Annotated in this window: 26 protein-coding genes and 2 pseudogenes; 18 read left to right on the top strand and 10 right to left on the bottom strand. The window is 70.5% G+C overall.

Annotation, left to right across the window (positions count from 1 at the left end):
* Positions 1–1,232 (bottom strand): annotated as a pseudogene (locus V6V89_RS36555) (hypothetical protein); the annotation flags it as partial.
* A gap of 174 nt (positions 1,233–1,406) precedes the next feature.
* Between V6V89_RS36555 and V6V89_RS36550 the strand changes: the two are divergent.
* The 3 genes from V6V89_RS36550 to V6V89_RS36540 are packed head-to-tail and all read left to right on the top strand — an operon-like array spanning position 1,407 to position 4,007.
* Positions 1,407–2,264, top strand: a complete 858-nt coding sequence (locus V6V89_RS36550; protein WP_334624223.1) for an ABC transporter permease — start codon at positions 1,407–1,409, stop codon at positions 2,262–2,264.
* Positions 2,257–3,060, top strand: a complete 804-nt coding sequence (locus V6V89_RS36545; protein WP_334624222.1) for an ABC transporter permease — start codon at positions 2,257–2,259, stop codon at positions 3,058–3,060. The genes V6V89_RS36550 and V6V89_RS36545 overlap by 8 nt, the downstream gene beginning before the upstream one ends.
* Positions 3,057–4,007 (top strand): ABC transporter ATP-binding protein, encoded by a 951-nt coding sequence (locus V6V89_RS36540; protein WP_334624221.1) that lies wholly within the window; start codon positions 3,057–3,059, stop codon positions 4,005–4,007. The genes V6V89_RS36545 and V6V89_RS36540 overlap by 4 nt, the downstream gene beginning before the upstream one ends.
* Here the strand turns inward: V6V89_RS36540 and V6V89_RS36535 are convergent.
* Complete coding sequence (locus V6V89_RS36535; protein ID WP_334624220.1) at positions 3,988–4,548, bottom strand: helix-turn-helix domain-containing protein; 561 nt, start codon at positions 4,546–4,548, stop codon at positions 3,988–3,990. The two genes, V6V89_RS36540 and V6V89_RS36535, sit on opposite strands and share 20 nt — an antisense overlap.
* 54 nt (positions 4,549–4,602) lie before the next feature.
* On the opposite strand from V6V89_RS36535, the gene V6V89_RS36530 reads away from it, so the two are divergent.
* Together V6V89_RS36530 and V6V89_RS36525 are read left to right on the top strand one after the other, a co-directional pair.
* On the top strand, positions 4,603–5,253 hold the full coding sequence (locus V6V89_RS36530; protein WP_334624219.1) for an AzlC family ABC transporter permease: 651 nt from the start codon (positions 4,603–4,605) through the stop codon (positions 5,251–5,253).
* Entirely contained in the window at positions 5,253–5,561 is a 309-nt protein-coding gene (locus V6V89_RS36525; RefSeq protein ID WP_334624226.1) for an AzlD domain-containing protein, read from the top strand. The genes V6V89_RS36530 and V6V89_RS36525 overlap by 1 nt, the downstream gene beginning before the upstream one ends.
* Positions 5,562–5,872: 311 nt before the next feature.
* On the opposite strand, the gene V6V89_RS36520 is transcribed toward V6V89_RS36525, so the two are convergent.
* The 3 genes from V6V89_RS36520 to nadA form a co-directional block, all read right to left on the bottom strand.
* Positions 5,873–6,496: a DUF3043 domain-containing protein gene (locus V6V89_RS36520; RefSeq protein ID WP_334624218.1), complete on the bottom strand. Its 624-nt coding sequence runs from the start codon at positions 6,494–6,496 to the stop codon at positions 5,873–5,875.
* Positions 6,497–6,769: 273 nt separating this feature from the next.
* The gene (gene murA / locus V6V89_RS36515; protein ID WP_334624217.1) at positions 6,770–8,125 is read right to left on the bottom strand and encodes a UDP-N-acetylglucosamine 1-carboxyvinyltransferase; all 1,356 of its coding nucleotides are present in this window, start codon (positions 8,123–8,125) and stop codon (positions 6,770–6,772) included.
* 157 nt (positions 8,126–8,282) lie between these two features.
* A complete protein-coding gene (gene nadA, locus V6V89_RS36510) occupies positions 8,283–9,452 on the bottom strand; it encodes a quinolinate synthase NadA (protein ID WP_334624216.1) in 1,170 nt (389 codons plus the stop codon).
* A gap of 60 nt (positions 9,453–9,512) precedes the next feature.
* Here nadA and V6V89_RS36505 point away from each other — a divergent pair, with 60 nt between their 5' ends.
* The 4 genes from V6V89_RS36505 (at position 9,513) to V6V89_RS36490 (ending at position 12,672) form a co-directional block, all read left to right on the top strand.
* Entirely contained in the window at positions 9,513–10,622 is a 1,110-nt protein-coding gene (locus tag V6V89_RS36505; RefSeq protein WP_334624215.1) for a glycerate kinase family protein, read from the top strand.
* Positions 10,623–10,660: 38 nt separating this feature from the next.
* Positions 10,661–11,062, top strand: a complete 402-nt coding sequence (locus tag V6V89_RS36500; RefSeq protein WP_334624214.1) for a MarR family winged helix-turn-helix transcriptional regulator — start codon at positions 10,661–10,663, stop codon at positions 11,060–11,062.
* Positions 11,063–11,099: 37 nt separating this feature from the next.
* The gene (gene erpA / locus V6V89_RS36495) at positions 11,100–11,468 is read left to right on the top strand and encodes an iron-sulfur cluster insertion protein ErpA (protein ID WP_334624213.1); all 369 of its coding nucleotides are present in this window, start codon (positions 11,100–11,102) and stop codon (positions 11,466–11,468) included.
* A 226-nt stretch (positions 11,469–11,694) separates the two neighbouring features.
* Positions 11,695–12,672, top strand: a complete 978-nt coding sequence (locus V6V89_RS36490; protein ID WP_334624212.1) for a carbohydrate kinase family protein — start codon at positions 11,695–11,697, stop codon at positions 12,670–12,672.
* Here the strand turns inward: V6V89_RS36490 and V6V89_RS36485 are convergent, their stop codons facing one another.
* A complete protein-coding gene (locus V6V89_RS36485; protein ID WP_334624211.1) occupies positions 12,673–12,894 on the bottom strand; it encodes a sulfurtransferase TusA family protein in 222 nt (73 codons plus the stop codon). It lies immediately after the preceding gene.
* A 204-nt stretch (positions 12,895–13,098) separates the two neighbouring features.
* Positions 13,099–14,205 carry a cysteine desulfurase family protein gene (locus V6V89_RS36480; protein WP_334624210.1) on the bottom strand — a complete coding sequence of 369 codons (1,107 nt, stop codon included), beginning with the start codon at positions 14,203–14,205 and terminating at the stop codon, positions 13,099–13,101.
* 88 nt (positions 14,206–14,293) lie between these two features.
* Here V6V89_RS36480 and ctaC point away from each other — a divergent pair, with 88 nt between their 5' ends.
* The 4 genes from ctaC to V6V89_RS36460 all read left to right on the top strand — a co-directional run bounded on the left by ctaC (position 14,294) and on the right by V6V89_RS36460 (position 16,936).
* Entirely contained in the window at positions 14,294–15,193 is a 900-nt protein-coding gene (gene ctaC / locus V6V89_RS36475; RefSeq protein WP_442935294.1) for an aa3-type cytochrome oxidase subunit II, read from the top strand.
* A gap of 1 nt (position 15,194) precedes the next feature.
* Positions 15,195–15,620: a cytochrome c oxidase subunit 4 gene (locus tag V6V89_RS36470; protein ID WP_334624209.1), complete on the top strand. Its 426-nt coding sequence runs from the start codon at positions 15,195–15,197 to the stop codon at positions 15,618–15,620.
* Between the two features lie 196 nt (positions 15,621–15,816).
* A complete protein-coding gene (locus V6V89_RS36465; RefSeq protein WP_265254738.1) occupies positions 15,817–16,104 on the top strand; it encodes an Lrp/AsnC family transcriptional regulator in 288 nt (95 codons plus the stop codon).
* On the top strand, positions 16,094–16,936 hold the full coding sequence (locus V6V89_RS36460) for an alpha/beta hydrolase family protein (RefSeq protein WP_334624208.1): 843 nt from the start codon (positions 16,094–16,096) through the stop codon (positions 16,934–16,936). Before V6V89_RS36465 ends, V6V89_RS36460 begins: the two co-directional genes overlap by 11 nt.
* On the opposite strand, the gene trpD is transcribed toward V6V89_RS36460, so the two are convergent.
* The 3 genes and pseudogenes from trpD to V6V89_RS36445 form a co-directional block, all read right to left on the bottom strand.
* Complete coding sequence (gene trpD / locus V6V89_RS36455) at positions 16,937–17,980, bottom strand: anthranilate phosphoribosyltransferase (protein WP_334624207.1); 1,044 nt, start codon at positions 17,978–17,980, stop codon at positions 16,937–16,939. It abuts the gene before it with no gap.
* A gap of 25 nt (positions 17,981–18,005) precedes the next feature.
* On the bottom strand, positions 18,006–18,401 hold the full coding sequence (locus tag V6V89_RS36450; protein ID WP_334624206.1) for a hypothetical protein: 396 nt from the start codon (positions 18,399–18,401) through the stop codon (positions 18,006–18,008).
* A 250-nt stretch (positions 18,402–18,651) separates the two neighbouring features.
* Positions 18,652–19,500: pseudogene (locus tag V6V89_RS36445) on the bottom strand (cytochrome c oxidase assembly protein); the annotation flags it as partial.
* Positions 19,501–19,583: 83 nt separating this feature from the next.
* On the opposite strand from V6V89_RS36445, the gene ctaE reads away from it, so the two are divergent.
* The 5 genes from ctaE to V6V89_RS36420 all read left to right on the top strand — a co-directional run bounded on the left by ctaE (position 19,584) and on the right by V6V89_RS36420 (position 24,143).
* Complete coding sequence (ctaE, locus tag V6V89_RS36440; protein ID WP_334624205.1) at positions 19,584–20,183, top strand: aa3-type cytochrome oxidase subunit III; 600 nt, start codon at positions 19,584–19,586, stop codon at positions 20,181–20,183.
* 54 nt (positions 20,184–20,237) lie between these two features.
* Entirely contained in the window at positions 20,238–21,080 is an 843-nt protein-coding gene (gene qcrC / locus V6V89_RS36435) for a cytochrome bc1 complex diheme cytochrome c subunit (RefSeq protein WP_334624203.1), read from the top strand.
* The gene (qcrA, locus tag V6V89_RS36430; protein ID WP_334624202.1) at positions 21,077–22,159 is read left to right on the top strand and encodes a cytochrome bc1 complex Rieske iron-sulfur subunit; all 1,083 of its coding nucleotides are present in this window, start codon (positions 21,077–21,079) and stop codon (positions 22,157–22,159) included. Before qcrC ends, qcrA begins: the two co-directional genes overlap by 4 nt.
* Positions 22,156–23,787, top strand: a complete 1,632-nt coding sequence (qcrB, locus tag V6V89_RS36425) for a cytochrome bc1 complex cytochrome b subunit (protein WP_334624201.1) — start codon at positions 22,156–22,158, stop codon at positions 23,785–23,787. Before qcrA ends, qcrB begins: the two co-directional genes overlap by 4 nt.
* A 155-nt stretch (positions 23,788–23,942) precedes the next feature.
* Positions 23,943–24,143, top strand: a complete 201-nt coding sequence (locus V6V89_RS36420; RefSeq protein WP_334624200.1) for a hypothetical protein — start codon at positions 23,943–23,945, stop codon at positions 24,141–24,143.
* The last annotated feature ends 892 nt before the right edge of the window (positions 24,144–25,035 follow it).

The raw sequence follows: 25,035 nt of genomic DNA, 5'->3' as shown, positions 1-25,035 counted from the left end.
TCCGGCGCACGCGCGGCCTCGGCGGCGCGTGCCGCTTCGGCTGGCCGGGCGGCCTCGGCGGCACGGGCAGCGGCCTCGGCCGGCCGGGCCTCGCGCTCGTCCCAGCTCGGCCGTTCGCCGATCGGAGCCCGGTCCGGTCCACGTGCCGGCTCGCCGTGCCGGCCCGGCGGCTCGCCGATCCCGGCGCGGTCGCTCCTACCCATCGCGGGTGCCGGCTGGTCGTCCCAGCCGGGCCGCTCGCCGGTCATTCGGTCGTCTCTGCCAGGTCTGCGAGGGTCGTCCCAGCCCGGCCCGCTCGGCCGCCACTCGCCCGCGTCGGGGCGCCCCCCACGCGCCGCCTGATCGTCGCGACCGGTGCGGTCACCGGCACCCTGCTGGTCGTCCCAACCCGGTCGTTCCCGTCCGGCGGCACGGTCGTCCCACGCCGGCCGGTCGTCCCATCCCGGGCGAGCCGCGGGACGGCGGTCGTCCCAGCCCGGCCGTTCGCGCCCGCCGGCTCTGTCGTCCCACGATGGGCGTCCGCGTGCGGCGGGACGCTCGTCCCAGTCGGGGCGCTCATCCCGACCCTGGCGGCCGTCCCATCCCTGCCGGTCATCCCAACCCGGGCGACCCTGCGAGACCGCCGGTCGGGCGTCGGCTGGCGGCGCGCCGCCGGAGCGCCGGGAGTCGGGCGAAGGCGCGGGCCGTTCCGGCCACTGCCCGTCGTCCGGCTGCCTGGACGGCGTGCTGCGCGGACCCGGACGGCGTCCCGGCGAGATGGGCCGGGTCGGACCGTCGAGGTCGGGCGGCGCCGGACGACCAGGCGGGATCGGCCTGGTCGGACCGTCCATGAGGTTGCCGCCGCCCCGCCCTTCGTCGGGACGTCCGTCGTCCGCACGGGCGGCGGCGGGCTGGGCGGAGTCGGGCCGGGACGGGCCGGGACGGCGTCCGGGAGCGGGCGGGGGCGACCATCGGATACCGCCGCCGCCAGCGGGCGGGGACACCGGGGTCCCGCGCCCGTCGGTCGAGACCACCTTCGGCGCTGGCTGCTGGGCGGGGCGGGCGCTGGCCGGGTACACGCCGGCACGGCCAGCGGCACCGGAGCCGCGCCCGTTGGCGGGCCTGCCCTGCTGCGCGCCGGTGTCGCCAGGGTATTTCTGGCCGGGGAAGATCGGCTCCCACTCGTCGGTGGGTTCGTCGGCCCAGGACGGCTCGCCGCGCCCGCGCCGGTAGCCGATGAAGTCCTCGGTCACGCCACTGCCCCGCTATATGTGGGCACCTCGATGGCGTGGCGCGGCACTGAGCTACTGGTCAGGTCGCTCACCGCCGATGTCACCTCATCGAAAATGGGTCGCTGGACAGCCCCGGGCGCCGGGTAGAGTCACCCGGCTCGGGTGCAGCGTGGTCGCGGAAAGGAGGGTATCGGCGTGGGCTCGGTGAACGCCACTACGCCACCGTCCACACACCGAAACATCGTCCCTGCCTTCCGGACATTTGCCGCCATAACCGGATCAGGCTTTCGTCGCTACTCTACCTATCGCCAGGCGACGGTAGCCGGCGCCTTCACCAACACCGTATTCGGCTTCCTGCGCACCTACGTACTGCTGGCCGTCGCGGCCGGCACCGCGACCGGTCTGGCCGGCGGGTACGACCGGGAGCAGCTTGCCACCTTTGTCTGGGCTGGGCAGGGACTTCTCGCCGTGGTGGCGTTGTGGGGCTCGACCGAACTCGCCGACCGGATCCGCACCGGCGACGTGGCCAGTGACCTGCTGCGGCCGGTGCACCCCGTCACCATGTACCTCGCCGCTGACTTGGGACGCGCGTGGCACGCGGTGCTCACCCGGTTCGTGCCGCCGGTGCTCACCGGCCTGCTGTTCTTCGACGTGTACCTGCCCCGGCAGTGGTTCACCGGGCCACTCTTCGTCGTCTCGGCGGCGCTGGCCGTCATGCTCTGCTTCGCCTGCCGGTATCTGGTCAACTCGGTCGCGTACTGGCTCACCGACATCCGCGGTCCGATGCTCGCGTGGCTGGTCGGCTCCGGCGTGCTGGGCGGGTTGTTCTTCCCGCTGCGCTTCCTGCCGGAGCAGTTCATGGTCGCGTTGTGGGTCGCCACGCCGTTCCCCAGCATGTTGCAGACCCCGCTCGACGTCCTGGTCGAACGCGACCCGCCGGCGCTGAGGTGCGGCATCGTCGCGCTCCAGGCGATGTGGGTGATGCTGCTGCTGGCCTGCTGCGCGGTGGTGCAGCGCCGCGCCGAGCGCCGGCTGGTGATCCAGGGTGGCTGACCGGCCGCGACCGTACCTGGCGCTCCTGCGCGGCCAGGCCAGCGCCCAGGCCTCGTACCGGATCTCGTTCGCCATCGATTTGGGCACCAACGTGGTCGCCACGATGCTCGACGTGCTCACCGTGCTGGTGCTGTTTCGGGTCACCAAGGCGCTGGGCGGCTTCACGCTGCGCGAGGCGATGGTGATGGTCGGGCTGACGGCGTTCGCGTTCGCCGCGGCCGACCTGATGGTCGGCAACATCGAGCGGGTCAAGCTGTACGTGAACACGGGCCGGCTGGACGCGGTGCTGGTGCGGCCGCTCGGAGTGCTGCCACAGCTTCTGCTGATGGACATCCCGATCCGCAAGGCCGCGCGGTCGGTGTTCGGCGCGACGGTACTGGCAGTGGCGCTGGCGTCGGCCGGTATCGACTGGACCGCGGCACGGGTCGGCCTCGTGGCGTTCGCTCTCGCCGGCGGTGTGCTCTTCTTCGGATCCATCTTCGTGGCGACCGCCTCGGTGGCGTTCTGGTGGATCGAGTCGGGCGAGATCGGCAACGCCTTCACCTATGGCGGCCGGGAATTCACCACGTACCCGATCAATATCTACAGTGGATGGTTTCGCCGCGTCTTCGCGTACGGGCTGGGCTTTGGCTTTGTCGCCTACTACCCGGCGCTGGCGCTGCTCGGCCGGACCGACCCGCTGGGCCTGCCGGGCTGGGTGGGATATGCCGCGCCGGGCGTCTCGATCGTCGTCGCGGCGGTGGCCGCCGCCGTGTGGCGGGTCGGCGTCCGGCACTACCGGAGTACGGGGTCATGAGTGTGATCGAGGCGCGCGGGCTGCGCAAGGAGTTCACGGTGCGGGTGAAGCGTTCCCGGTTGCGGCGGGAAAAACGCGTGGTGCCCGCTGTCGACGGTGTCGACCTGACCGTGGCGCGCGGCGAGATGCTGGGCTACATCGGCCCGAACGGTGCCGGCAAGTCCACGACGCTGAAGATGATGACCGGCGTCCTCATGCCGTCGGCGGGCGAGGTGCGCGTGTGCGGATACACGCCGGTGCCGCAGCGGACCAAGCTGGCGCGCCGGATCGGCGTGGTGTTCGGCCAGCGCTCGCAACTGTGGTGGGACCTGCCGCTGCGCGACTCGTTCGACCTGCTGCGGCACATCTTCCGTGTCCCGGCAGTTGACCATGCGAGTCGGCTGCGCCGCTGCCGCGACCTCCTCGATCTGGACGAGTTCATCGACATCCCGGTGCGGCAGCTCTCGCTCGGCCAGCGGATGCGCGGCGAGCTGACCGCCGCGCTGCTGCACGGGCCGGAGGTGCTCTTCCTCGACGAGCCCACCATCGGGCTGGACGTGGTGAGCAAGCAGGCGGTCCGTTCGTTCCTGACCGAGGTGGGCGCGCGCGGCGACACCACGCTCGTACTGACCACCCACGACCTGGCCGACATCGAGCGGCTGTGCCAGCGGCTCGTGGTGATCGACCATGGCCGGGTAGTGCACGACGGCACGATCGAGGCGCTGCACGCGCGGTACGGGTCGCGGCGCCGGGTCGTGGTCGACCTCGACGAGCCGGTGGCGTCGTTCGGGGGTGCGACGGTCGAGGCCGACGGCCGCCGGCTGGTCTTCGAGGTGGACGGCTCGGCGGCGGCGGTGGTCGCGCGCCTCGGCGGGCTGCCGGGCCTGCGCGATATCGCCATCCTGGAGCCCGACATCGAAGAGGTCGTGGCCCGCCTGTACAAGGCGGCTACCGAGGATGCTCCATGACGAGCACCGCGAGGGTGTCCGGTTCGAGGGCGCCGTACACGTGTGGCTGGTCGCCCGCGAACGCGATGTAGTCGCCGGGCCCCAACTCGACCGGCGCGTCGGCCGGGCCGGTTCGCACCCGCCCTCTCGCCACGACCAGATGCTCGACGCTGCCCGGGATGTGCGCGGCGGCGTGCCGCTCGGCGCCCGGCTCCATCTCGACTAGGTACAGGTCGCGGCGGGCGTGCAGGGAGCCGGCGGCGAGCAGGATGCCCGTGAAGTCGGCCTGCTCCGACATCATCCGGGCACCCTCGCCGGCCCGCACCACGCGTACCGGTGGGGTGGGCGGCTCGACGAGGCGGCTAAGTGGCACGTCCAGCGCCACGGCGAGCGACCAGAGCGTCTCCACGCTGGGGTTGCCGCTGCCCGCCTCCAGCTGCGAGAGCGTCGACTTGGCGACGCCCGCGCGCCGGGCCAGCTCGGTGAGGGAGATGCCGGCACGCTCGCGCTCGCGGCGCAGGGCGGCTGCGATGTGCGCGATGGGGGGTGCTGTTCGTTCCATGCTGCTGTCCGTTCGATTTGACGAACACTCGGGTGGTGTTCATTATTGTGGACTATGCGTACGGCAGAGCGAACGCTGGTGCGGGACGTCGGGGCGCTCGGCGTGGCGGTGCTCGCCGTCGGAGCCTCGTTCGGCGCCATCGCGATCGCAGCCGGGCTCCCCGTGTGGGCGGTCGTCGCGATGTCCGTGTTCGTGTTCGCGGGCGGGTCGCAGTTCATGGCCGTGGGCCTGGTGACGGTCGGCAACCCCTTCGCCGCGGTCTTCGCCGGACTCCTGCTCAACGCCCGACACCTGCCATTCGGCCTGGCGATCGCTGACGCGATCGGGCACGGTTGGTGGCGCAGGCTGGTCGGCAGCCACCTGCTCGTCGACGAGTCGGTCGCGTTCGCCATGGCGTTGCCCGCCGGCCCCGGCAGGCAGCGCGCGTACTGGTCGACCGGCGTCACCCTCTTCATCGCCTGGCAGATCGGCACCGTCCTCGGCATCCTGCTGGGCGGCTCGGTCGGCGACACCGACGCGCTTGGCCTCGACGCGGCGTTCCCCGCCGGAATGATCGCGCTACTGCTGCCCTCGCTGCGCGACCGCGACACCCGGCAGGTCGCGCTCAGCGGCGCTCTGGTCGCCGTGCTGGCCACCCCATTGCTGCCGGCGGGCCTGCCCGTGCTGCTGGCACTCAGCGGGCTCCTCCTGGCGTGGCGGCGCTGATGCTGATCGCGGTCATCGTGGCACTGGCGGTCGGCACGTACGGTTTCCGGCTGGCCGGCGTCGTCCTACGCGACCGGCTCGACCTGCCCGAGCCCGTGCACCGGCTGCTGCCCATGGCGGCGGCAGCGCTCCTGGCGGCCTTGGCAGGCACGGCAGCCCTGACCGAAAGCGGCGCCTTCGCCGGCGTTGCCCGGCCGGCGGGAGTGGCAGTAGGCGCCCTCCTAGCCTGGCTGAAGGCCCCATTCGTCGTCGTGGTCCTGGCCGCCGCAACGACAGCAGCGCTCCTCCGCCTACTAGGCATCCCGTAACCCCGCCCCACCCCGCGCCCGGTGCCCGCCCTGTCCGCCCCGCACGTGACGTCCACTCCCTTGGGCTGGGTCGTCCTGGCCCGCGCGACCCCCGCGGACGGCGCGCCTCGTCGATCAAGGGCAAATGCACGTGGTTCGATCTCAAAACCACGTGCATTTGCCCTTGATCGACGGGAAAGGCCTTGATCGGCGCGGCGTCGCGCGTCACGGCACGGCATGTCGCGCCCACGCGCGGCCGGCGTGGCGTGTGGCCGGCGTGGCGTGTGGCCGGCGTGGCGTGTGGCCGGCGTGGCGTGTGTCGTGGGCCGGCGCTAGACCGCGGTGCCGATTGTGACCTTGGGCTTGGGCATGCGCATGCGGCGGAACGTGATCGAGCGCATGATCGCGTACAGGTACAGCGAGCCCATCCGCTGCGTCGTCTTTGGGAACCGCTCCCGGATGAGCTTGCCCACCTTGCGCGAGATGAGGATCGAGTCGACCACCACACCGAGCGCCAGCGCGGCCCACATCAGGTTGGACACCAGTCGCACCGGCTCGGGCATCGCCGCCGACGAGCCGATCAGCACGATCAGCGCGCCGCCGAAGAACCACGTGCCCACGGTGCGGCGCGAGTCGACGATGTCGCGGACCAGGGAACGCTCGGGCCCACGGTCGCGGGCGAGCAGGTACTTCTCGTCGCCGGCGCGCATGCCGGCCATTGCCTCGGCTCGCTCAGCGCGCTGCCGCTCCCGGGACCGCTTGTAGGCCTCGCGCCGGTTCGCGGGCGCCGCCTCGACCGCGCGTCGCCTGTTGGTGGAGCGCTTGGGCGTGGCGACGCCGAGATCCTTCTTGCTCGGCGTGTACCCCCTTGGGCGCACGGCTTCATCGACCTCGTCGGGAGTCTCCTCGACTTCTTCGACGACGTCAGCGGACTTGCGGCGAAACAGCGACGGCACGCTGCAAAGGGTAGCGGGTGCCAGCCCCGCCCGCCGCGCCCGCCCACGCGCGGTCGCCAAGCCAGCCCGCATCGGCCCACCGCGGCGGGCCAAGCCCGGGCGTCGATCAAGGAGAATCGCAACGATCAAGGGCAAACGCACGCGGAAAAGAGATCCAACCACGTGCGTTTGCCCTTGATCGACGGAAAAGGAGGCGGCGCGGCGCCCCGCGGCTACACGGCGCCCCGCGGCCCCTGCGGCTACGCGGCGCCTTTGGCGCGCGGGCCGCGGCGATCAGGCGCGTTCGGCGTGGGCGCCTAGAGCTGCGAGTTTGGCCTCGAAGTCTTCGTAGCCGCGGTTGATCAGGTCGACGCCGTACACCCGGGAGGTGCCCTCGGCGGCGAGGGCCGCGATCAGGTGGCTGAAGCCGGCGCGCAGGTCGGGGATGACCAGGTCGGCGGCGTGCAGCTTGCTCGGGCCTGCGATCACCGCTGAGTGCTTGAAGTTGCGGCGGCCGAACCGGCACGGGGTGCCGCCGAGGCAGTCCCGGTAGACCTGGATCGTCGCGCCCATCGTGTTGAGCGCGTCCGTGTAGCCGAGGCGCTGCTCGTAGACGGTCTCGTGCACGATCGACAGCCCGCGCGCCTGGGTGAGCGCCACGACGAGCGGCTGCTGCCAGTCGGTCATGAAGCCGGGGTGCACGTCGGTCTCGATCGCCACGGCCCGCAGCTCGCCACCGGGGTGCCAGAAGCGGATCTTGCCTTCCTCGCCGGGCTGGCCGGCGCGGGGCGGCCGGGTGTCGGTGACCTCGTACGCGCCGCCGACCGACCGGAAGACGTTCAGGAAGGTCATCATGTCGACCTGCTCGGCGCCCAGCACCTCGATGTCGCCGCCGGTGGCCAGCGCGGCGGCGGCCCAGCTCGCGGCCTCGATGCGGTCGGGGATGGGCCGGTGGGTGTAGCCGCCGAGGCGGGGCACGCCCTGGATCTCGATGACCCGGTCGGTGTGCACCTTGATGATCGCGCCCATTTTCTGCAGGACGCAGATGAGGTCGATGATCTCGGGCTCGACCGCGGCGTTGCGCAGCTCGGTGACGCCGTCGGCCATGACCGCGGTGAGCAGCACCTGCTCGGTGGCGCCGACGCTCGGGTAGGGCAGCTCGAGCTTGGTGCCGTGCAGGCCGTTGGGCGCGGTCAGGTGCATGCCGTCGGGCGCCTTGTCGACCATCGCGCCGAACTCGCGCAGCGCCTGGATGTGGAAGTCGATCGGCCGCGGCCCGATGTGGCAGCCGCCCAGGTCGGGGATGAACGCGTGGCCCAAACGGTGCAGCAGCGGCCCGCACAGCAGGATCGGGATGCGGCTGGAGCCGGCGTGCACGTTGATCTCGTCGGTGCTGGCGCTCTCGACGTTGGCCGGGTCGAAGACGAGCTCGCCGTCTTCGACGCCGTCACTCACCTTGACGCCGTGCAGCTCCAGAAGGCCGCGCACCACTTCGACGTCGCGGATGCGGGGCACATCGAACAGCCGGCTCGGCTCGTCGCCGAGCAACGCTGCCACCATCGCCTTGGAGACGAGGTTCTTTGCGCCGCGTACCCGGATCTGTCCGTGCAGTGGCGTTCCGCCGTGCACGGTCAGGACGTCGTTGGTCAACGTAACCTCCTGCGGATTGGCTCCGGCGGCTACCCGTACCCCCGATGCCGCCCGGGCAGCATAGCGTTCTGTGACGTTGGTACGGAGCGCACGCCGCCCGGGATGGCCCGAAACCGGGAATTCACGGAGTCTTCCGTGTTTCTCCGGTAACCGAGGGTTACGGAAGAGCGAGCATCTGGTCGAGCGCTACGCGCGCGTGGTGCGCCGTGTCGGCATCGACAGTGATCTGGTTCACGAGCCGCCCGGCCGCGAGCTCTTCCAGAGCCCAGACGAGGTGGGGCAGGTCGATGCGGTTCATCGTGGAGCAGTAGCAGACGTTCCGGTCCAGGAACATGATCTGCTTGTCCGGGTGGGCCTGCGCCAGCCGGCGTACCAGATTGAGCTCGGTGCCGACCGCCCACGCCGAGCCGGCGGGCGCGGCCTCGATGGCCTTGATGATGTACTCCGTCGAGCCGACGTAGTCGGCCGAGGTGACCACGTCGTAGCGGCACTCCGGGTGGACGAGCACGTTGACGCCCGGCACCCGCAGCCGCACCTCGTCGACGCAGCTGGAGGTGAAGCGACCGTGCACCGAGCAGTGCCCCCGCCAGAGGATCATCTTGGCCTCGCGGAGCTGCTTTTCGGTGAGGCCGCCGCCCGGCTTGTGCGGGTCGTACAGCACGCAGTCGTCGGCGTCGAAGCCCATCTCAAGGACGGCGGTGTTGCGGCCGAGGTGCTGGTCGGGAAGGAAGAGCACCCGCTGTCCGCGCTCGAACGCCCAGGTCAGGGCGCGCTTGGCGTTGGACGAGGTGCAGACCACGCCGTGATTGCGGCCGACGAAGCCCTTGATGTCGGCCGAGGAGTTCATGTAGGTGACCGGAACCGTCGAGGTGGCGACGCCCGCGTCTTCGAGCAGCTCCCACGCGGTCTCCACCTGCGGCAGCGCGGCCATGTCGGCCATCGAGCAGCCGGCGCCGAGGTCGGGTAGCACGACCTTCTGCGCGTCGGTCGTGAGGATGTCGGCGCTCTCGGCCATGAAGTGCACGCCGCAGAAGACGATGAACTCCGCCTCGGGGCGGGCGGCCGCCTCGCGGGCCAGCTTGAACGAGTCGCCCGTGACGTCGGCGAATTGGATGACCTCGTCGCGCTGGTAGTGGTGCCCGAGCACGAAGAGCCGGTCGCCGAGGATGGCCTTGGCGCGGGCGGCTCTCTCGACCAGGTTGGGGTCGCTGGGGGAGGGCAGCTCGCCGGGGCACTCCACGCCGCGTTCGGCGGAAGCGTCGCTGCCGCGCCCGAGCAGCAGAAGTGCGGCACCGGTGCCCGATGGCTCAACCCACGTCGAAGTCACGCCATCAATGATGCGCCCCATCGCCGACTCCGGGACTGTGGCATGTCACACTCCGGAAACATGCGAGTGCTGATCTGCCCTGACAAGTTCGCCGGTACCCTCTCGGCGCCCGCGGTGGCCGAGGCCATCGCTGCGGGTTGGCTCTCCGCGTCCGCGAAGGACGAGGCCGTCGAGCGCCCGCTCTCCGACGGCGGTCCGGGGTTTCTCGATGTACTGGCGGCGCTCGGCACCTCGATTCCGGTGCCCACGGTCGACCCGCTCGGCCGGCCCGTCACCGGCTCGGTCCTGGTGGCCGGCGACACGGCGTACGTGGAGAGCGCGCAGGCGTGTGGGCTGCATCTGCTTTCGGAGCGGGAGCGCGACCCGCTGGGCGCCACGTCGTACGGGCTCGGGGTGCTGCTGGCGCACGCCGCCGAGGCGGGCGCGCGGCGGATCGTGATCGGGCTGGGTGGGTCGGCCACCAACGACGGGGGTGCGGGCATGTTCGCCGCGCTCGGCGCCGCGCCGCTGGACGCGAGCGGGTACGCGCTGCCGTACGGCGGTGCCGCGCTGACCGCCGTCGTCGGGCTGGAGGGTGAACCGCGCCTGCGACTTGCCGACCTGGTCGCGGCGACCGACGTGGACAACCCGCTGACCGGGCTGCACGGGGCATCCAATGTGTACGGTCCGCAGAAGGGCGCGTCCCGCGAGGACGTGCTGCTGCTCGACGGCGCGCTCACCCGGTGGGCGTCGGTGCTGGAGAAGACGCTGTCCATGTGTCCGCCCGGACTGGCGGGGCTACCCGGGGCGGGGGCGGCCGGTGGGCTGGGCGCGGCGATCCTCGCGCTCGGTGGGCGCTGCGAGTCGGGTATCACCATGGTGACGAGCCTCATAGGGCTGGACGCGGCGCTGGACGACGCCGACCTGGTGATCACGGGTGAGGGCTCCTTCGATCACCAGTCGCTGCGCGGCAAGGTGGTGGCCGGCGTGGCGGCCGGTGCCCGCGACCGCGGCCTGCCGTGTCTGGTGCTTGCCGGGCAGGTGAGCGCGGGCCGGCGCGAGGCCGCCGCGGCGGGCGTCACCGACGCGTACGCCCTGGTGGACCGGGTTGGCTTGGAGAAGGCGATGGCCGAGCCCGCGGAGGCCCTGCGAGACCTGGCCGCTCATCTCGCGACCCAGTGGTCCCGCTGAACGTTGCACGCGCATTTAATGCATACACATCTGCTAGGATGGCCAGCGTGTCGGACGACCCACGGCTGGTCACGGAGTGGCGAGCGCTCGCGCAGCGCTACCACGACACCTCCTGCGCGCTCGAGCGCGAGCTTCAGGACCGGCACGGGATCGGCATGAGCGAGTTCGAGGTCATCGACCGCTTGGCAGTCGCTGACCAGGCAAAACTGCGCATGCAGGAGCTGGCCGAGCTCGTACACCTCAGCCAGAGCGCGTTGTCGCGCGCGGTGGCCCGGCTGGAACGCGACGGTCTCGTCTGCCGGGCGCTGTGCGAGCAAGACCGTCGAGGCGTCTTTGTCACCCTTACTGATGAAGGCCGCCGCCGCCAGGAGGAGGCACGCCCCACACAACGGGCGGTGCTCTCCGAGAGTCTGGTTGGGAATCGGCCGGTCGAGGGCTAGCGTTGGCACTGATACCGAAAGTAAGAGGAGATATCCCGTGACGACTTCAGCGCAGTCCGAGTCGACCGAGGCCAAGGCCGCTACGACCGTCGTCCTCACCGACGTCGCGGCGCAGAAGGTCAAGGCCCTTATCGAGCAGGAAGGCCGCGACGACCTGCGGCTGCGTGTGGCGGTGCAGCCCGGTGGCTGCTCCGGCCTGCGCTACCAGCTGTTCTTCGACGAGCGCTCGCTCGACGGCGACGTCGTGACCGACTTCGACGGTGTCGGGGTGGTCGTCGACCGCATGAGCGCTCCGTACCTGTCCGGCGCGACCATCGATTTCGCTGACCGGATCGACGCGCAGGGCTTCACCATCGACAACCCCAATGCGGGGGGTTCGTGCGCGTGCGGTGACTCGTTCCACTGAGTTTGATGCCCTCGCCTTCGCTCGGGTCGCTCGCGCGCTCGGAAGCCGCCCTGTAGACCGCAGTCGCTATGGTCGCTCCGCTCCCGCCGCTTTGTGCGGTCTGCGGGCGGCGCGCGCTCGCTAGATTCGGAGCAGTCTGTCGGAAAAGCGGGACCGCCTGTACGGGCGGTCCCGCTTTGTCTAGGCTGGCCGCGCACTTGTCCCATACCCGACTCCGAGGGCCGACATGAAGATCGCCGTAACTGGCTCGATCGCAACAGACCACCTGATGCATTTCCCGGGCCGGTTCGCCGAGCAGCTGCTCGCTGACCAGCTCGACAAGGTCTCGCTCTCCTTCCTGGTCGACGACCTCGTCGTACGCCGCGGCGGCATCGCGGCCAACATCGCCTTCGGGATGGGCCAGCTCGGGCTGCACCCGGTGCTGCTCGGCGCGGTGGGCGCCGACTTCGCCGACTACCGGTCCTGGCTGGAGCGGCACGGCGTCGACTGCGACTCGGTCTACGTGAGCCAGATCGCGCACACGGCCCGCTTCGTCTGCACCACCGACCTCGACATGTGCCAGATCGCGTCGTTCTACGCGGGCGCGATGAGCGAGGCGCGAAACATCGAGCTCAAGCCGGTCGCCGAGCGCGTCGGCGGCCTCGACCTGGTGCTGGTCAGCGCCAACGACCCCGAGGCGATGATCCGCCACTCCGAGGAGTGCCGCACCCGTGGGTACGCGTTCGCGGCCGACCCGTCGCAGCAGCTCGCCCGCATGGACGGCGGCGACGTGACAAAGCTCATCGAGGGCGCGGAGTACCTGCTCACCAACGAGTACGAGAAGTCTCTGCTGTCGAGCAAGTCCGGCCTCAGCGAGGCCGAGGTGCTCGATCGGGTAAAGGTGCGGATCACCACGCTGGGCAAGGACGGCGTGGAGATCACCGGCAAGGGCCTCGACCGCATTCACGTGCCGGTGGCGCGCGACGTCCAGCTCGTCGACCCGACGGGCGTCGGTGACGGGTTCCGCAGCGGCTTCTTCGCCGGCCTCTCGTGGGGGTTGAGCCTGGAGCGGTCCGCACAGGTCGGCTCGGTGCTGGCCGCGCTCGTGCTGGAGACGGTGGGCCCGCAGGAGTACGAGGTGCGCGCGGACGCGTTCCTCAAGCGCGTCGCCGACTCGTACGGCGACCAGGCGGCGGAGGACGTCCGTCCCCATCTCGGCGTCTGATCACGAGGTCCGGCGCACGTCGTAGGCGGGGGCGCCGTCGATCGTGACGGTGCCCACGTACTCCTGACCGCGCATCCGGCACCACGCCGGGATGTCGTTTGCGGCCGCTGGGTCGTCGGCCAGCACCCGCACGACCTCCCCAACGGGTACGCCAGGCAGCCGCCTGGCCAGCGCGATCACCGGCAGCGGGCAGCGCTGCCCCAAGCAGTCCAGCACGGTCATGCGCCGCCTCCCGCAGCCGCCACCAAGCGTAGGGAGCGCAGCGACCGTAGCGGCTGGTGGCTACAGGGAGGCTTCGGGGCGCGTGACCCGCGCGAGCGCAGGCGAGCGCCAGCAAACTCGGTCATGCGCCGCCTCCCGCAGCCGCCACCAAGCGTAGGGAGCTGTGAGGGCGCGCCGCCCGCAGCCGCCGCCGAGCTAGCTCAGTCACAGCCCCACCACCCCCGCCTCCGCGCGCAGGTCGGCGACCACGCCGGGCAGCTGCGCCAGGAACCGGTCGACGTCCGCCTCGGTGCTGTCCCGGTGCAGCGACACCCGCACGTTGCCGTGCGACAGCACGCCCATCGCCTCGAGTACGTGGCTCGGGCGCAGCGTCGACGACGTGCACGACGACCCTGACGACACCGCGAACCCGCGCCGGTCGAGCGCGTGCAGCAGCGCCTCGCCGTCCACGTACAGGCAGGAGAACGTCACCAGGTGCGGCAGCCGGCCGTCCGGGTCGCCGACCACCTCGACGTCCGGCACGGTCGCGGCCACCACCCGCCGGATCCGGTCGACCAGCGGCGCCAGCCGGGCCGCCTCCGCGACCTGCTCGGTGGTCACCGCCCGCAGCGCGGCCGCGGCCGCGACCATGGCCGGAAGGTCACGGCACGTCTCCCGTTCGCCATCCGGGTATGGCGAGCGCCAGCGCGCGCCTTTCCGGACGACGAGCAGCCCCACGCCCGCCGGACCACCCCACTTCCGGGCGCTCGCCGTCAGCAGCGACCACCCATCGGGTACTGGAACCCGGCCCACCGACTGCGCGGCGTCGACGTAGAGGGGGACGCCTGCCGCCGCGCACGCCTCGGCAGCCTCGGCGACCGGTTGGACCGTGCCCACCTCGTGGCTGGCGCTGATCAGGGCGGCCAGTGCCACCCCGGGGGCCGCCACGGCAGACCGCCAGGCGTCCAGGTCGAGCCGTCCCAGCCGGTCCACGGGCACCGGAACGCCTGCGCCGCCGGCCGCGTAGAGCACGGCCGAGTGCTCGATCGCGGAGTGCACGAGGGTCTCACCGGCCCGCCGCCGCCCTGCCAGGCCACCCAGGACGGCCGAGTGTGCCGCCGCCGTCCCGCCACTGGTGAAGGTCAACTCGTCGGCGCGTACGCCGAGAATCTCGGCGGTCGTGGCGCGCGCCGCGTCGAGGAGCTGGCGTGCCCGGCGGGCCTGCGTGTAGAGCTTGCCGGGGTCGGCCCAGCCGTCGTCGAGCGCGGCGAGCAGCGCCTGCCGCGCGACCGGATGCAGCGGCGCGGCCGCGGCCGCGTCGAAGTAGGTCACGAGCCGACGCTACCTACCCCACGGCAGGTCCGGCCCGCATGGTCGAGTAATCTCGCGACCGTCAGTGACGCTAGGGAGGCTGAACCAGGTGGTCGCTAGGGGTACGCGGGCTCGTCTTGCGAGGCTCGCCGGGCTCGGGGCCGGCGCCGCGGCGCTGATGACCTTGCTGGGTGGCTGTGACGTCGGCAGCGCTTTCAAGGGTTTCGGCTGGCCGGAAAACGGCATTACGCCGCAGGCCAACCGCATGTACGACCTGTGGATCGGGTCCGTGATCGCCGCCCTCGTGGTCGGCGTGTTCGTCTGGGGCCTGATCTTCTGGTGCGTCGTGCGGTACCGCAAGCGCGGCGACGAGCTGCCGGTGCAGACCCGTTACAACATGCCGATGGAGTTCCTCTACACGATCGCGCCGATCCTGGTCGTGTCGGTGCTGTTCTACTACACGGCGATCGTGCAGACCGATGTGGACCGCACCTCCAAGACCCCGGACGTGATCGTCGAGACGGTCGCGTTCAAGTGGAACTGGCAGTTCAACTACCGCGACGGCATCGGAACTGACGCCAACACCATCGCGTCCACGCTCGGCTCGAGCGACGTGATTCCGGTGCTGGTGCTGCCCACCGGCAAGCGGATTCTCTTCGAGGAGACCAGCAAGGACGTCATCCACTCGTTCTGGGTCCCGGAGCTGCTGTTCAAGCGCGACGTGTTCCCCGGGAACATCCGCAACCAGTTCGAGGTGTCGAGCATCGACCAGGAAGGCTCGTACGTCGGCCGGTGCGCCGAGTTGTGCGGCACCTACCACTCGATGATGAACTTCGAGCTGCGTGTGGTCTCGCCGGAGAAGTTCGACCAGTTCATCGAGGCGAAGCAGGACGGCGCGACGACCCAGCAGGCGCTCACCCAGATCGGTGAGGAGCCGCTGGCGACCACGACGAAGCCGTTCCCGACCAAGCGGGACGTCGCGAACTTCAACTCCACGTCCGGAGAGTGACATGAAGACTGAGTATCGGATCTTCGGCGTCGTCACCGCCTTCCTGTACGTGGCCTGCGTCGTGTACGCGTGGTGGACGTGGGGCGACCTCGGGCGCGTCGAGTGGATCGGCACGGTCGCGCTGCTGCTCTCCGCGCTCCTGACCTCGATGTGCGGCGGGTTCTTCTGGTTCGTGTCGCGCCGGATCGACCTGCGGCCCGAAGACCGGCCGGACGCCGAGGTGTCCGACGGTGCCGGCGAGGTTGGTTTCTTCAGCCCGGGCAGCTACTGGCCGTTCGGGCTGGCGGCTGCCGCGACGGTGGCCGGGCTCGGTCTCGTGTTCTGGATGTGGTGGTTGCTGGCGGCCGGCATGATCGCGGTGACCGCCGCAACCTGCGGCCTGCTCTTCGAGTACTACACCGGCACCCGCCGCACGGCAGAGCACTAGGGCGGCGCGCTCCCCGTTTGCTCGCCTCCCCGCCTCCCCGCCTCCCCGCGCCTCCCCCCGCCTCTCCTCGTCGATCAAGGGCGAATGCACGTGGTTGGATCTCTTTTCCGCGTGCGTTTGCCCTTGATCGTTGCGTTTCTCCTTGATCCCGGCGGCCCCTAGGCCGCGGGCGGCGCCCGCCGATAGAGTGGGCGGCGTGATCACTGCGATCGTACTGATCGACTGCGCCACCGACTCCATTCCCGAGGTGGCCGAGGCGCTCGCCGCCCTCCCCGGCGTCAGCGAGGTCTACTCGGTCGCCGGCCACGTCGACCTCATCGCCATCGTGCGCGTACGCGAATACGAGCAGATCGCCGAGGTCATCGCGGGCGGCATCTCCAAGACCCCAGGCGTCGTCGACACCGACACGCACATCGCGTTCCGGGCATACTCGCAGCACGACCTCGAGGAGGCATTCGCCATCGGGCTCCCCGATGCCGACTGACTTCACCCAGGAGCACCTGGAGCGGGGCACCGACCGGATCGGCCTGCAGGTATATCCGTCGCCCTCGGACGACGGGCCCGTCGCGATCATCTGGCCTGCCATGGGCGTCAAGGCGCGCTACTACCGGCCGTTCGCGGCGGCACTCGGCGAGCAGGGCATCACCGTCATCGTGGCCGACCTGCGCGGCACCGGCGCCAGCACACCACCGCCCAGCCGGGCCTCCCGGTACGGGTACCCGTCGCTGGTCGAGGACGTCGCCGCGGTGTCGGAGGCGCTCAAGCCACGGCTGGACGGGCGCAAGCGGCTGCTCATCGGCCACTCGCTGGGCGGTCAGGCGGCAATCCTGCACCTGGCGCTGAATGAGCCGTCCGACGTGGACGGTCTCGCACTGGTCGCGGTCGGCCTGCCGTACTGGCGGCACTACCCCGGCCTGCGCGGCTACGCGATACTGCCGTACACGCAAGCCATCGGTGCCGTCGCCGCGGTCGCGGGGGTGTGGCCCGGGTGGACGTTCGGCGGCCGGCAGGCGCGTGGCGTGATCCGAGACTGGGCGTACACGGCACGCACCGGGCGGTTCCCGTCGATCGACGGGGTCGACGCCGAAGCCGCCGTCCGTAAGGTGCGCACGCCGGTGCTGGCGGTGAGCGTCGACCACGACCAGTACACGCCGCCCGAGACGCTCGACCACCTCTGCGCCAAGCTGGAGGCGGCACCGGTGCGGCGCGAGCACTACACGACAGCCGAGGCGGGCGGGCGACTCGACCACTTCGCCTGGGTGCGCGCGTCCACCCCGCTGGCGTCCCGCATAGCCACCTTCACAACGACCCTCTAATTAGGGGGTGGCTACCTCTATCCAGCGGTCGAGGACCTTGGCGGCGGCGCCCGTGTCGATGGACTCGGCCGCGCGGGCCAGGCCCGCCCGCAGCGCCTCAGTCAGGTCGCCGCTCGGGCCGGCGTGGGCGGTCAGGGCGGCGGCGGCGTTGACCAGTACCGCGTCGCGGACCGGGCCCGGCTCTCCAGCGAGCAGGCGCCGGGTCACGTCGGCGTTGAATGCCGCGTCGCCGCCGCGCAGGTCGCCGGGCTGGGAGCGGGCGATGCCGAGGTCGGCGGCGTCGAGCAACATCGGGGTGACGGTGCCGTCGTGTACCGCCCAGACGCGGGTCGGTGCGGCGGTGCTGAACTCGTCGAGGCCGTCTTCGCCGCGCATGACCAGCACCGAGTCGCCGCGGTCGGCGAAGACCTGCGCCATCACGGGCGCCATGCGGCTGTCGAAGCAGCCGATCGCGCCGGCGCGCGGCTGGGCCGGATTGGTCAGCGGGCCGAGGAAGTTGAACACGGTGGGCACGCCCAGCTCGCGCCGCGGCACGGCGGTGTGACGCATGCCGGGGTGGAACCGTGCCGCGAAGCAGAACCCGATACCCGCCTCGACGAGGCATCGGGACACCTCGTCGGGGCCGAGGTCGAGGGGAATACCCAGGAATTCCAGCAGGTCTGCGGCGCCGCACGACGACGAGGCGGCGCGGTTGCCGTGCTTGACCACACGGACGCCCGCCCCGGCGACCACGATCGCGGTCATCGTGGAGATGTTGACGGTGTGGGCACGGTCGCCGCCAGTTCCCACGACGTCGACCGCGTCGGCGCGTACCTCATCGGAGAGATGGATCCGCGCGGCGGTGGCCAGCATCGTCTCCACCAGGCCCGCCAGCTCGGCCGGAGTTTCGCCTTTCGCACGCAGCGCCGTGGCGAACCCGGCGATCTGTGCCGGCGTGGCCGACCCGGTCATGATCTCGCCCATGGCCCAGGCCGTGTCGGCGGTGGAGAGCTCCTCGGCGCGCAGCAACGCCGAGATGAGGTTGGGCCAGGTCCGTTCGCCCATGGGCGGGCCTCCAGATCGCTTCAGATCAGGCCGGAGCGTGCGACCGCAGCAGGTCTGCCACGGTCTGCCCGGTCGTCACCGGGTCGAGGGGGTGCAGCAGGGTGGCGTCGACCTGGGCGTACGCGGCGAGCCAGCGGTCGGCCGCTCGGGCGATCACCACGCAGGTGGGCGGCGCGTCGTCGCGATCGTCTTTGATCTGCCGCGCGATGCCGATGCCGCCGCCGGGAGTGGCCTCACCGTCGAGCAGCATCAGGTCGATCTCGTAGTCGTCGACCAGTCGCACGCACGCCGCGTAGTCGCTGGCCTCGACGAACTCGACCGATAGGTCGGCTGCGGGCCGTGGGCCGACGGCGAGCCGCATCCGCTCACGCACCTGCGGATCGTCGCTGTAGAGCAGGACGGTGTACACACGGTCGGACATTGCGCTCCCATTTCTCGCTGCGGCCTGATGGTACCCGCCGTCAATCGGCGCGAGCTGCCCCGCCCGCGGCTCTGCTGGTTGGCGCTCGCTCCGCTCGCGCGGGTCGCCGGTCCTCTGAGGCGTCGCCTTCCCTCACGCCGCGCGGCGACTTCGTCGGCGCGTCGCTCGGTCCAGGCGACGCCGGCCCGGCGACTGTGCTGGTTGGCGCTCGCTCCGCTCGCGCGGGTCGCCGGTCCTCTGAAGTGGCCAGCGCCTCCTGCCGGTCGAGCTCGCGGTCGATGCGTCTGGCCTCGCGTTCGGACTGCTTGAACCACTGCATGAGCAGCACGCCGATCATGATGATCGACACGAACTCGCCGCCCGCCCAGAGGATGCCCCCGGCGACCTTCTGGTCGGCCCACGGGTCGGCCCAGTGCAGGTTGAGCGAGGGGTACCAGTCGCCGCCGATCAGCGTGGTGCTCTGCATGATGGTCAGCCCGAGCACGGTGTGGAACGGCACCGACAGCACCATGAGCAGCGCGCGCCCCGGGTAGGGCCAGCGGCCGGGCAGCGGGTCGAGCCCGACCAGCGGCCAGAAGAACAGGCAGCCGGTGAGGATGAAGTGCGCGTGCACCAGCTCGTGGACGAGCTCGTTTTCCACGGTGAGCCGGTAGAGGCCGCTGAAGTACAGCACGAAGGGGTTGGCCACGAAGATCGCGTACGCGACGAGCGGGAACGAGAAGACCTTCGCCGCCCGGCTATGCAACACGGCGAGCAGCTTTTGGCGGGGCGCGCCGCGCAGGGTGCGCAGGGCGAGCGTCACCGGGGCGCCGAGCGCCAGGAAGATCGGGGCGACCATCGACAGCGCCATGTGCTGGACCATGTGCACGGAGAGCAGCGTCGTGTCGTACGCGTGCAGGCCACTCACCGTGACGGCGGCGATGCCGCCAAGACCCGGGCCGAGGAAGAGCGCGGTGCGGGCGACGGGCCAGCGGTCGCCGCGGGTGCGCAGGCGGTGCACTCCGTACAGGTACAGGCCGGCGGCCACCACCAGCAGGACGGCGATCCAGCCGTCCAGACGGGTCTGCGTGACGAGTGCCGACACGGTGAAGGGGGGCACGTTTCGAGGCTATGCCACCCACGACACACCGTCGTAGCCGACCCCGACGATCGCCCGCGCTGGTCGGGGGCAATAATGACCGCGTGACTGCGGCCTCAGCCATTGACAAGAGCCGGATCCACTCGCTGACGCGGCCCAACATGGTCAGCGTCGGCACGATCGTGTGGCTCTCCAGCGAGCTCATGTTCTTCGCGGCGCTGTTCGCGATGTACTTCTCGATCCGCGCGGCGGACTACAGCATGTGGGAGGAGCACACTCCCCATCTGAACCTGCCGTACGCGACGACGTTCACGCTGATCCTGGTCGCCTCGTCGGTGACCTGCCAGTTTGGCGTGTTCGCGGCGGAGAAGGGGGATGTGCACGCGCTGCGGCGGTGGTTCACGATCACCTTCGTGATGGGTCTGATCTTCGTGCTCGGCCAGGTCAACGAGTATCGCGAGCTGGTGCACGCCGGGATCAAGATCAACGCGGACGGCTACGGGTCGATGTTCTACCTGACCACCGGCTTCCATGGCCTGCACGTCACCGGTGGTCTGGTCGCGTTCATCATCTTCATGATCCGCACCACCATGGGTCGGTTCACGCCGGCACAGGCCACGTCCGCGATCGTCGTGTCGTACTACTGGCACTTCGTCGACGTGGTCTGGATCGCGCTGTTCTCGATGATCTACCTCCTCCAGTGACCGTGTCACATTTCACTCGCAGACTCCGTCTTATAGGCATGAAGGACACTGGCCATGACTTCTGACTCCCCCGGCTGGCTCGGACGGTTGCGCCGTGGGCGTACCGGACCACGTAGCCGCGTTCGTCGCCGCGTGGGCTCCGTGGTCCGCCTCACGCTGGCGCTGGCGCTGGCCGGCGGCGTCTACAGCGTCTTCGCGCCGGGTATCGCGGGCGCGAAGGACACGCCGCAGTTGTCCACCGCCGCCGAAGAGGGCAAGGCGCTGTTCAACCAGAGCTGCATCTCGTGCCACGGCCCCCGTGCACAAGGTGTCGAGGGGCGCGGACCGAGCCTGATCGGCGTCGGCGCGGCGTCGGTCGAGTTCCAGGTCGGCACCGGCCGCATGCCGATGGCCAGGCAGGAGGCCCAGGCGGAGCGCAAGCCCCCGGTCTTCACCGACGAGCAGACCAGGCAGCTCGCGCAGTACATCCAGGAGTTGGGCGGCGGGCCGCAGGTGCCGTCCGGCGACCTGCGGGCGCCCGAGAACGACGAGGAGGCCATCGCTCGCGGCGGCAACCTCTTCCGGATCAACTGCTCGTCGTGCCACGCGTTCAGCGGCGGCGGCGGCGCGCTGTCCTCGGGCAAGTACGCGCCACCCATCGGCGAGGCGACCGACCAGCAGATTTACGCGGCCATGCTCACCGGTCCGCAGAACATGCCGGTGTTCGGCGACAACCAGCTCACCCCTGAGCAGAAGAAGGAGATCATCTCCTACATCCAGGAGGCGCTGCAGGAAGACCGCGACCCGGGCGGCTGGGGTCTCGGGCGGTTCGGTCCGGTGACCGAAGGTCTCGCCATCTTCCTGGTGGGCATTGTCGCCCTGGTGTTCGCTAGTCTGTGGATTGCGGGGAAGTCATGAGCACAGAGACCGAGCCACGGGTCGAGCAGGAGCCGCTCGACGTTTTCGATCCGCGCCTGACGCGGTTCGACATCATGCGCGAAGGTGCGCGCCGCGAGGGCATCGAGATCGTCCACTACGAGGCGCAGTACCCGCCGAACAGTCGGGCCGAGCGCCGTATGGTCCGCATCGTCGCGTCGTTCTTCCTGCTCACCGGCCTGGCGGCGACCGCCTTCCTGCTCATCTACAGCTTTGGGCCGTGGGAGTACGAGATGGGCTCGAACCCGAGCAAGCTCTACACCCCGCTCCTGGGCCTGACGCTGGGCGTCGCGCTGCTCGGCATCGGCTTCGGCGTCCTCACCTGGGGCAAGAAGCTGCTGCCGCGCGAGGTCGCGATCCAGGACCGGCACGATGGGCCGTCCGCCACCGAGGAACGTAAGATCACCGGTGAGACGATGGTCTACATCGCCGAGGAGCTGGGGCTCAAGCGCCGCAAGGCGCTCGGCTTCGCCGCGCTGCTCGGCCTCGCGCCGGTCGGCGCGGTCGCGGCCGCGCCGCTGATCGGTGGGCTGATCAAGGACCCGGTCGAGGACCGGATCCTCTTCAAGACCGGCTGGGACCCGGCGGGCAACGGCGGAAATCCGGTACGCGTCACCCGCGAGGACGGCTCGCCCATCCGGCCGGAAGACGTCAGCGTCGGCGGTCAGATGACGGTCTTCCCGGGTATCCCAGGAGGCGCGACCAACGAGCACGCCGACTCGCCGACACTGCTGATCCACCTGCGTCCGGACGACGCCCAGAAGACGCGAGACACGCTGAAGGCGATCAACCGGGACTCGATGTGGCAGAACTTCGTCGCGTACTCGAAGATCTGCACCCACGCCGGCTGCCCCGCCAGCCTGTACGAGCAGCAGACCAACCGGCTCCTCTGCCCGTGCCACCAGTCGCAGTTCCTGATCACCGACAACGCCCGACCGATCTTCGGGCCCGCCACGCGTAGCCTCCCGATGCTGCCCATCGAGGTCGACGAAGAGGGCTTCTTCGTGGCGACGTCCGACTACAAGGTGGCCGTCGGGCCAGCATTCTGGGAGCGGCCATGAAGCGCCGGAAGATTGACGTACGCGCCCTGCCCGCCAACAGCGCCGGGGCGCTGGACGACCGGTTCCAGGCGGCGACGCCGCTGCGCAGCCTGCTGAACAAGGTCTTCCCTGACCACTGGTCGTTCCTGCTGGGCGAGATCGCGCTGTTCTCGTTCATCGTGCTGCTGCTCACCGGCACGTTCCTGACGTTCTTCTACGACCCGTCGCTGACCGTCGTCACGTACAACGGCAGCTACACGCCGCTGCGCGGCACCCACATGTCCGCGGCGTACGCCTCCACGTTGGACCTCTCGTTCGACGTCCGGGGCGGGCTGATCATGCGGCAGATGCACCACTGGGCGGCGCTGACCTTCATGGCGGCGATCGTGGTGCACATGTTCCGGATCTTCTTCACCGGCGCGTTCCGCAAGCCGCGTGAGACCAACTGGATCATCGGCTCGCTGCTCTTCTGGATCGGCTTCCTGGCCGGCTTCACCGGGTACTCGCTCCCCGACGACGCGCTCTCCGGCACCGGTCTCCGCATCGCCTCAGCGATCATGTTGTCGATCCCGGTGATCGGCTCGTGGGTGACCACGTCGGTCTTCGACGGTGAGTTCCCGGGGCACGTCATCATGGGTCGCTTCTACATCGCCCATGTGCTGCTGATCCCCGCGCTCCTGGTGGCCCTGATCACCGTGCATGTCGGGCTGGTGTTCAAGCAGAAGCACACGCAGTGGCCAGGGCCGGGCCGCACCGAGCACAACGTGGTCGGTGAGCGGATGTTCCCCCGGTACGCCATCAAGCAGGGTGGCTTCTTCATGATCGTCTTCGGCGTGATCGCGCTGATGGCGGGCTTCTTCCAGATCAACCCGGTGTGGCTCTTCGGCCCGTACGAGGCGTACGTGGTCTCGGCGGCCAGCCAGCCCGACTGGTACGTCATGTTCCTCGACGGCTCGACCCGTCTCTTCCCCGCCTGGGAGATACGGTTCGACCTGTTCGGCTGGGGCGACGGATACACGATCCCGCCCATCTTCTGGCCGACCGTGGTCCTACCAGGCATCATGACGATGCTGCCGATGGCGTATCCGTTCATCGAGGCGCGGCTGACCAAGGACAAGAAGGCGCACAACCTGCTCCAGCGCCCGCGCGACGTGCCCGCCCGCACCGGCCTCGGCGCCATGGCGATCATGTTCTGGCTGGTGCTGACGCTCTCCGGCGGCAACGACGTCATCGCGGACAAGTTCCACATCAGCCTGAACGCGATGACCTGGGCCGGCCGGATCGGTCTGCTGGTCCTGCCACCACTCGCGTACTACGTGGCGTACCGGATCTGCCTGGGCCTCCAGCAGCACGACCGGGAGGTACTGGCGCACGGCGTGGAGACCGGCATCATCAAGCGGCTGCCCGACGGGCGGTTCGTGGAGGTGCACCAGCCACTGGCTGCGGTCGACGAGCACGGCCACGGCGAGCTGGACTACGTCGGCTGGGTAGTGCCGAAGAAGATGAACCGGCTGGGCGCGCTCGGCCCGGCGATCAGGGGCTTCTTCTACCCGATCGAGAAGCCGGCCGAGGCGCCGGTGTCGCCTGGGCACCCGCCGGTCTCGGACCGTCCCGCTTCGTCCGAGAAGCGCGAGGAGATTACGCACTAGTTTGTGTCGTTCTGAGGGCCCGGTGGCTGTTCGGTCACCGGGCCCTCGTACGTATGGGCGACACGCCGGAAGTGGTTCGCGATTTCGTCAGAGGGGCATGGGAGCGTGAGAACTACAACCGGGTAATTCACCTTCGAGCTGAAGAGGAGACGCCCGTGCGAGAGCTGTACTGCGCGACCTGCCGCACCGAGACGACCTTCGAGGCGCCGCCCTGCGAGGACGTGCACGACGACTGCCCTGAGCTGCTCTGCACCGGCTGTGGAGGCGCCATCGTGATCGCGCCGGTGACGGTGGTGCGAGCGTGGCTGCAACCCCGTAACGGCCACATCGCCCCCCACCAACGCCGCGCCGCCTAACCCACGCCCTATCGCGGCACCCCGCCGGTCACGACTCCCGCGCCGCAGACCCGCGCGGTGCCTGCCGGCTGCGGTGCCCGCGGCACTCGCCCCTGCTCCGGTCGGTCCCCGTCCGGCCCCGTCCGCGCTGCGTGCGGCGCGTAGGCCCGGCGCGTAGGCCCGGCGCGTAGGCCCGGCCCGCAGCGCCTGCGCGCCGTCGATCAAGGGCAAACGCACGTGGTTGGATCTCTTTTCCGCGTGCATTTGCCCTTGATCGATGCGGATCTCCTTGATCGACGCGCGCGACGGCGCCGGGCCAGCGCGGATCCGGCGCCGCTGGCCACTCGCGGCCGCGACCAACGCCGCGTCGCGCGGAACCGCGTGCGACAACAGGGAAACGCGGCCTCAACCCGGTACGGCAACCCGGGAAGTCGCGCTCGATGGGGCGTGACGGCGCCGGCGAGGCTGGGCGCACCGCCGCGACGGCGGCCCGCAGCTCCGCGTCCGCCTTGCCGGGTGCGCTTCGCCGCGGACCGGACGGGTGCCTCATCTGCCGACGCGCACGCAGCACGAGCGGCACAGTCTACCTGCAATGAGCGGGCAGCGCGCCGAGCGCGGTCTGCACGAATGGCACAGGTAGCACGGACCACGCCGCCAGCGCGATGAGGCAGCCAGCGCGATAGCCGCGGGCGGCGCGGCCAAGCGCACAGCGCAGGAGCGCGGCCAAGCGCACAGCGCAGGAGGGCGGGCGGCGCGGCCAAGCGCGAGGCGCAAGTTGCGCGGGCGGCGTCGCACGGCGCGGGCGGCGCGAGCGGCGGCCCTCCGTCGCGTCGATCAAGGACATCCGCATCGATCAAGGGCAAACGCACGCGGAAAAGAGATCCAACCACGTGCGTTTGCCCTTGATCGACGG

This window comes from Micromonospora sp. CPCC 206061 (assembly GCF_036906915.1).
GTDB lineage: Bacteria > Actinomycetota > Actinomycetes > Mycobacteriales > Micromonosporaceae > Phytohabitans.
This window is presented reverse-complemented; position numbering and strand designations above follow the sequence as displayed.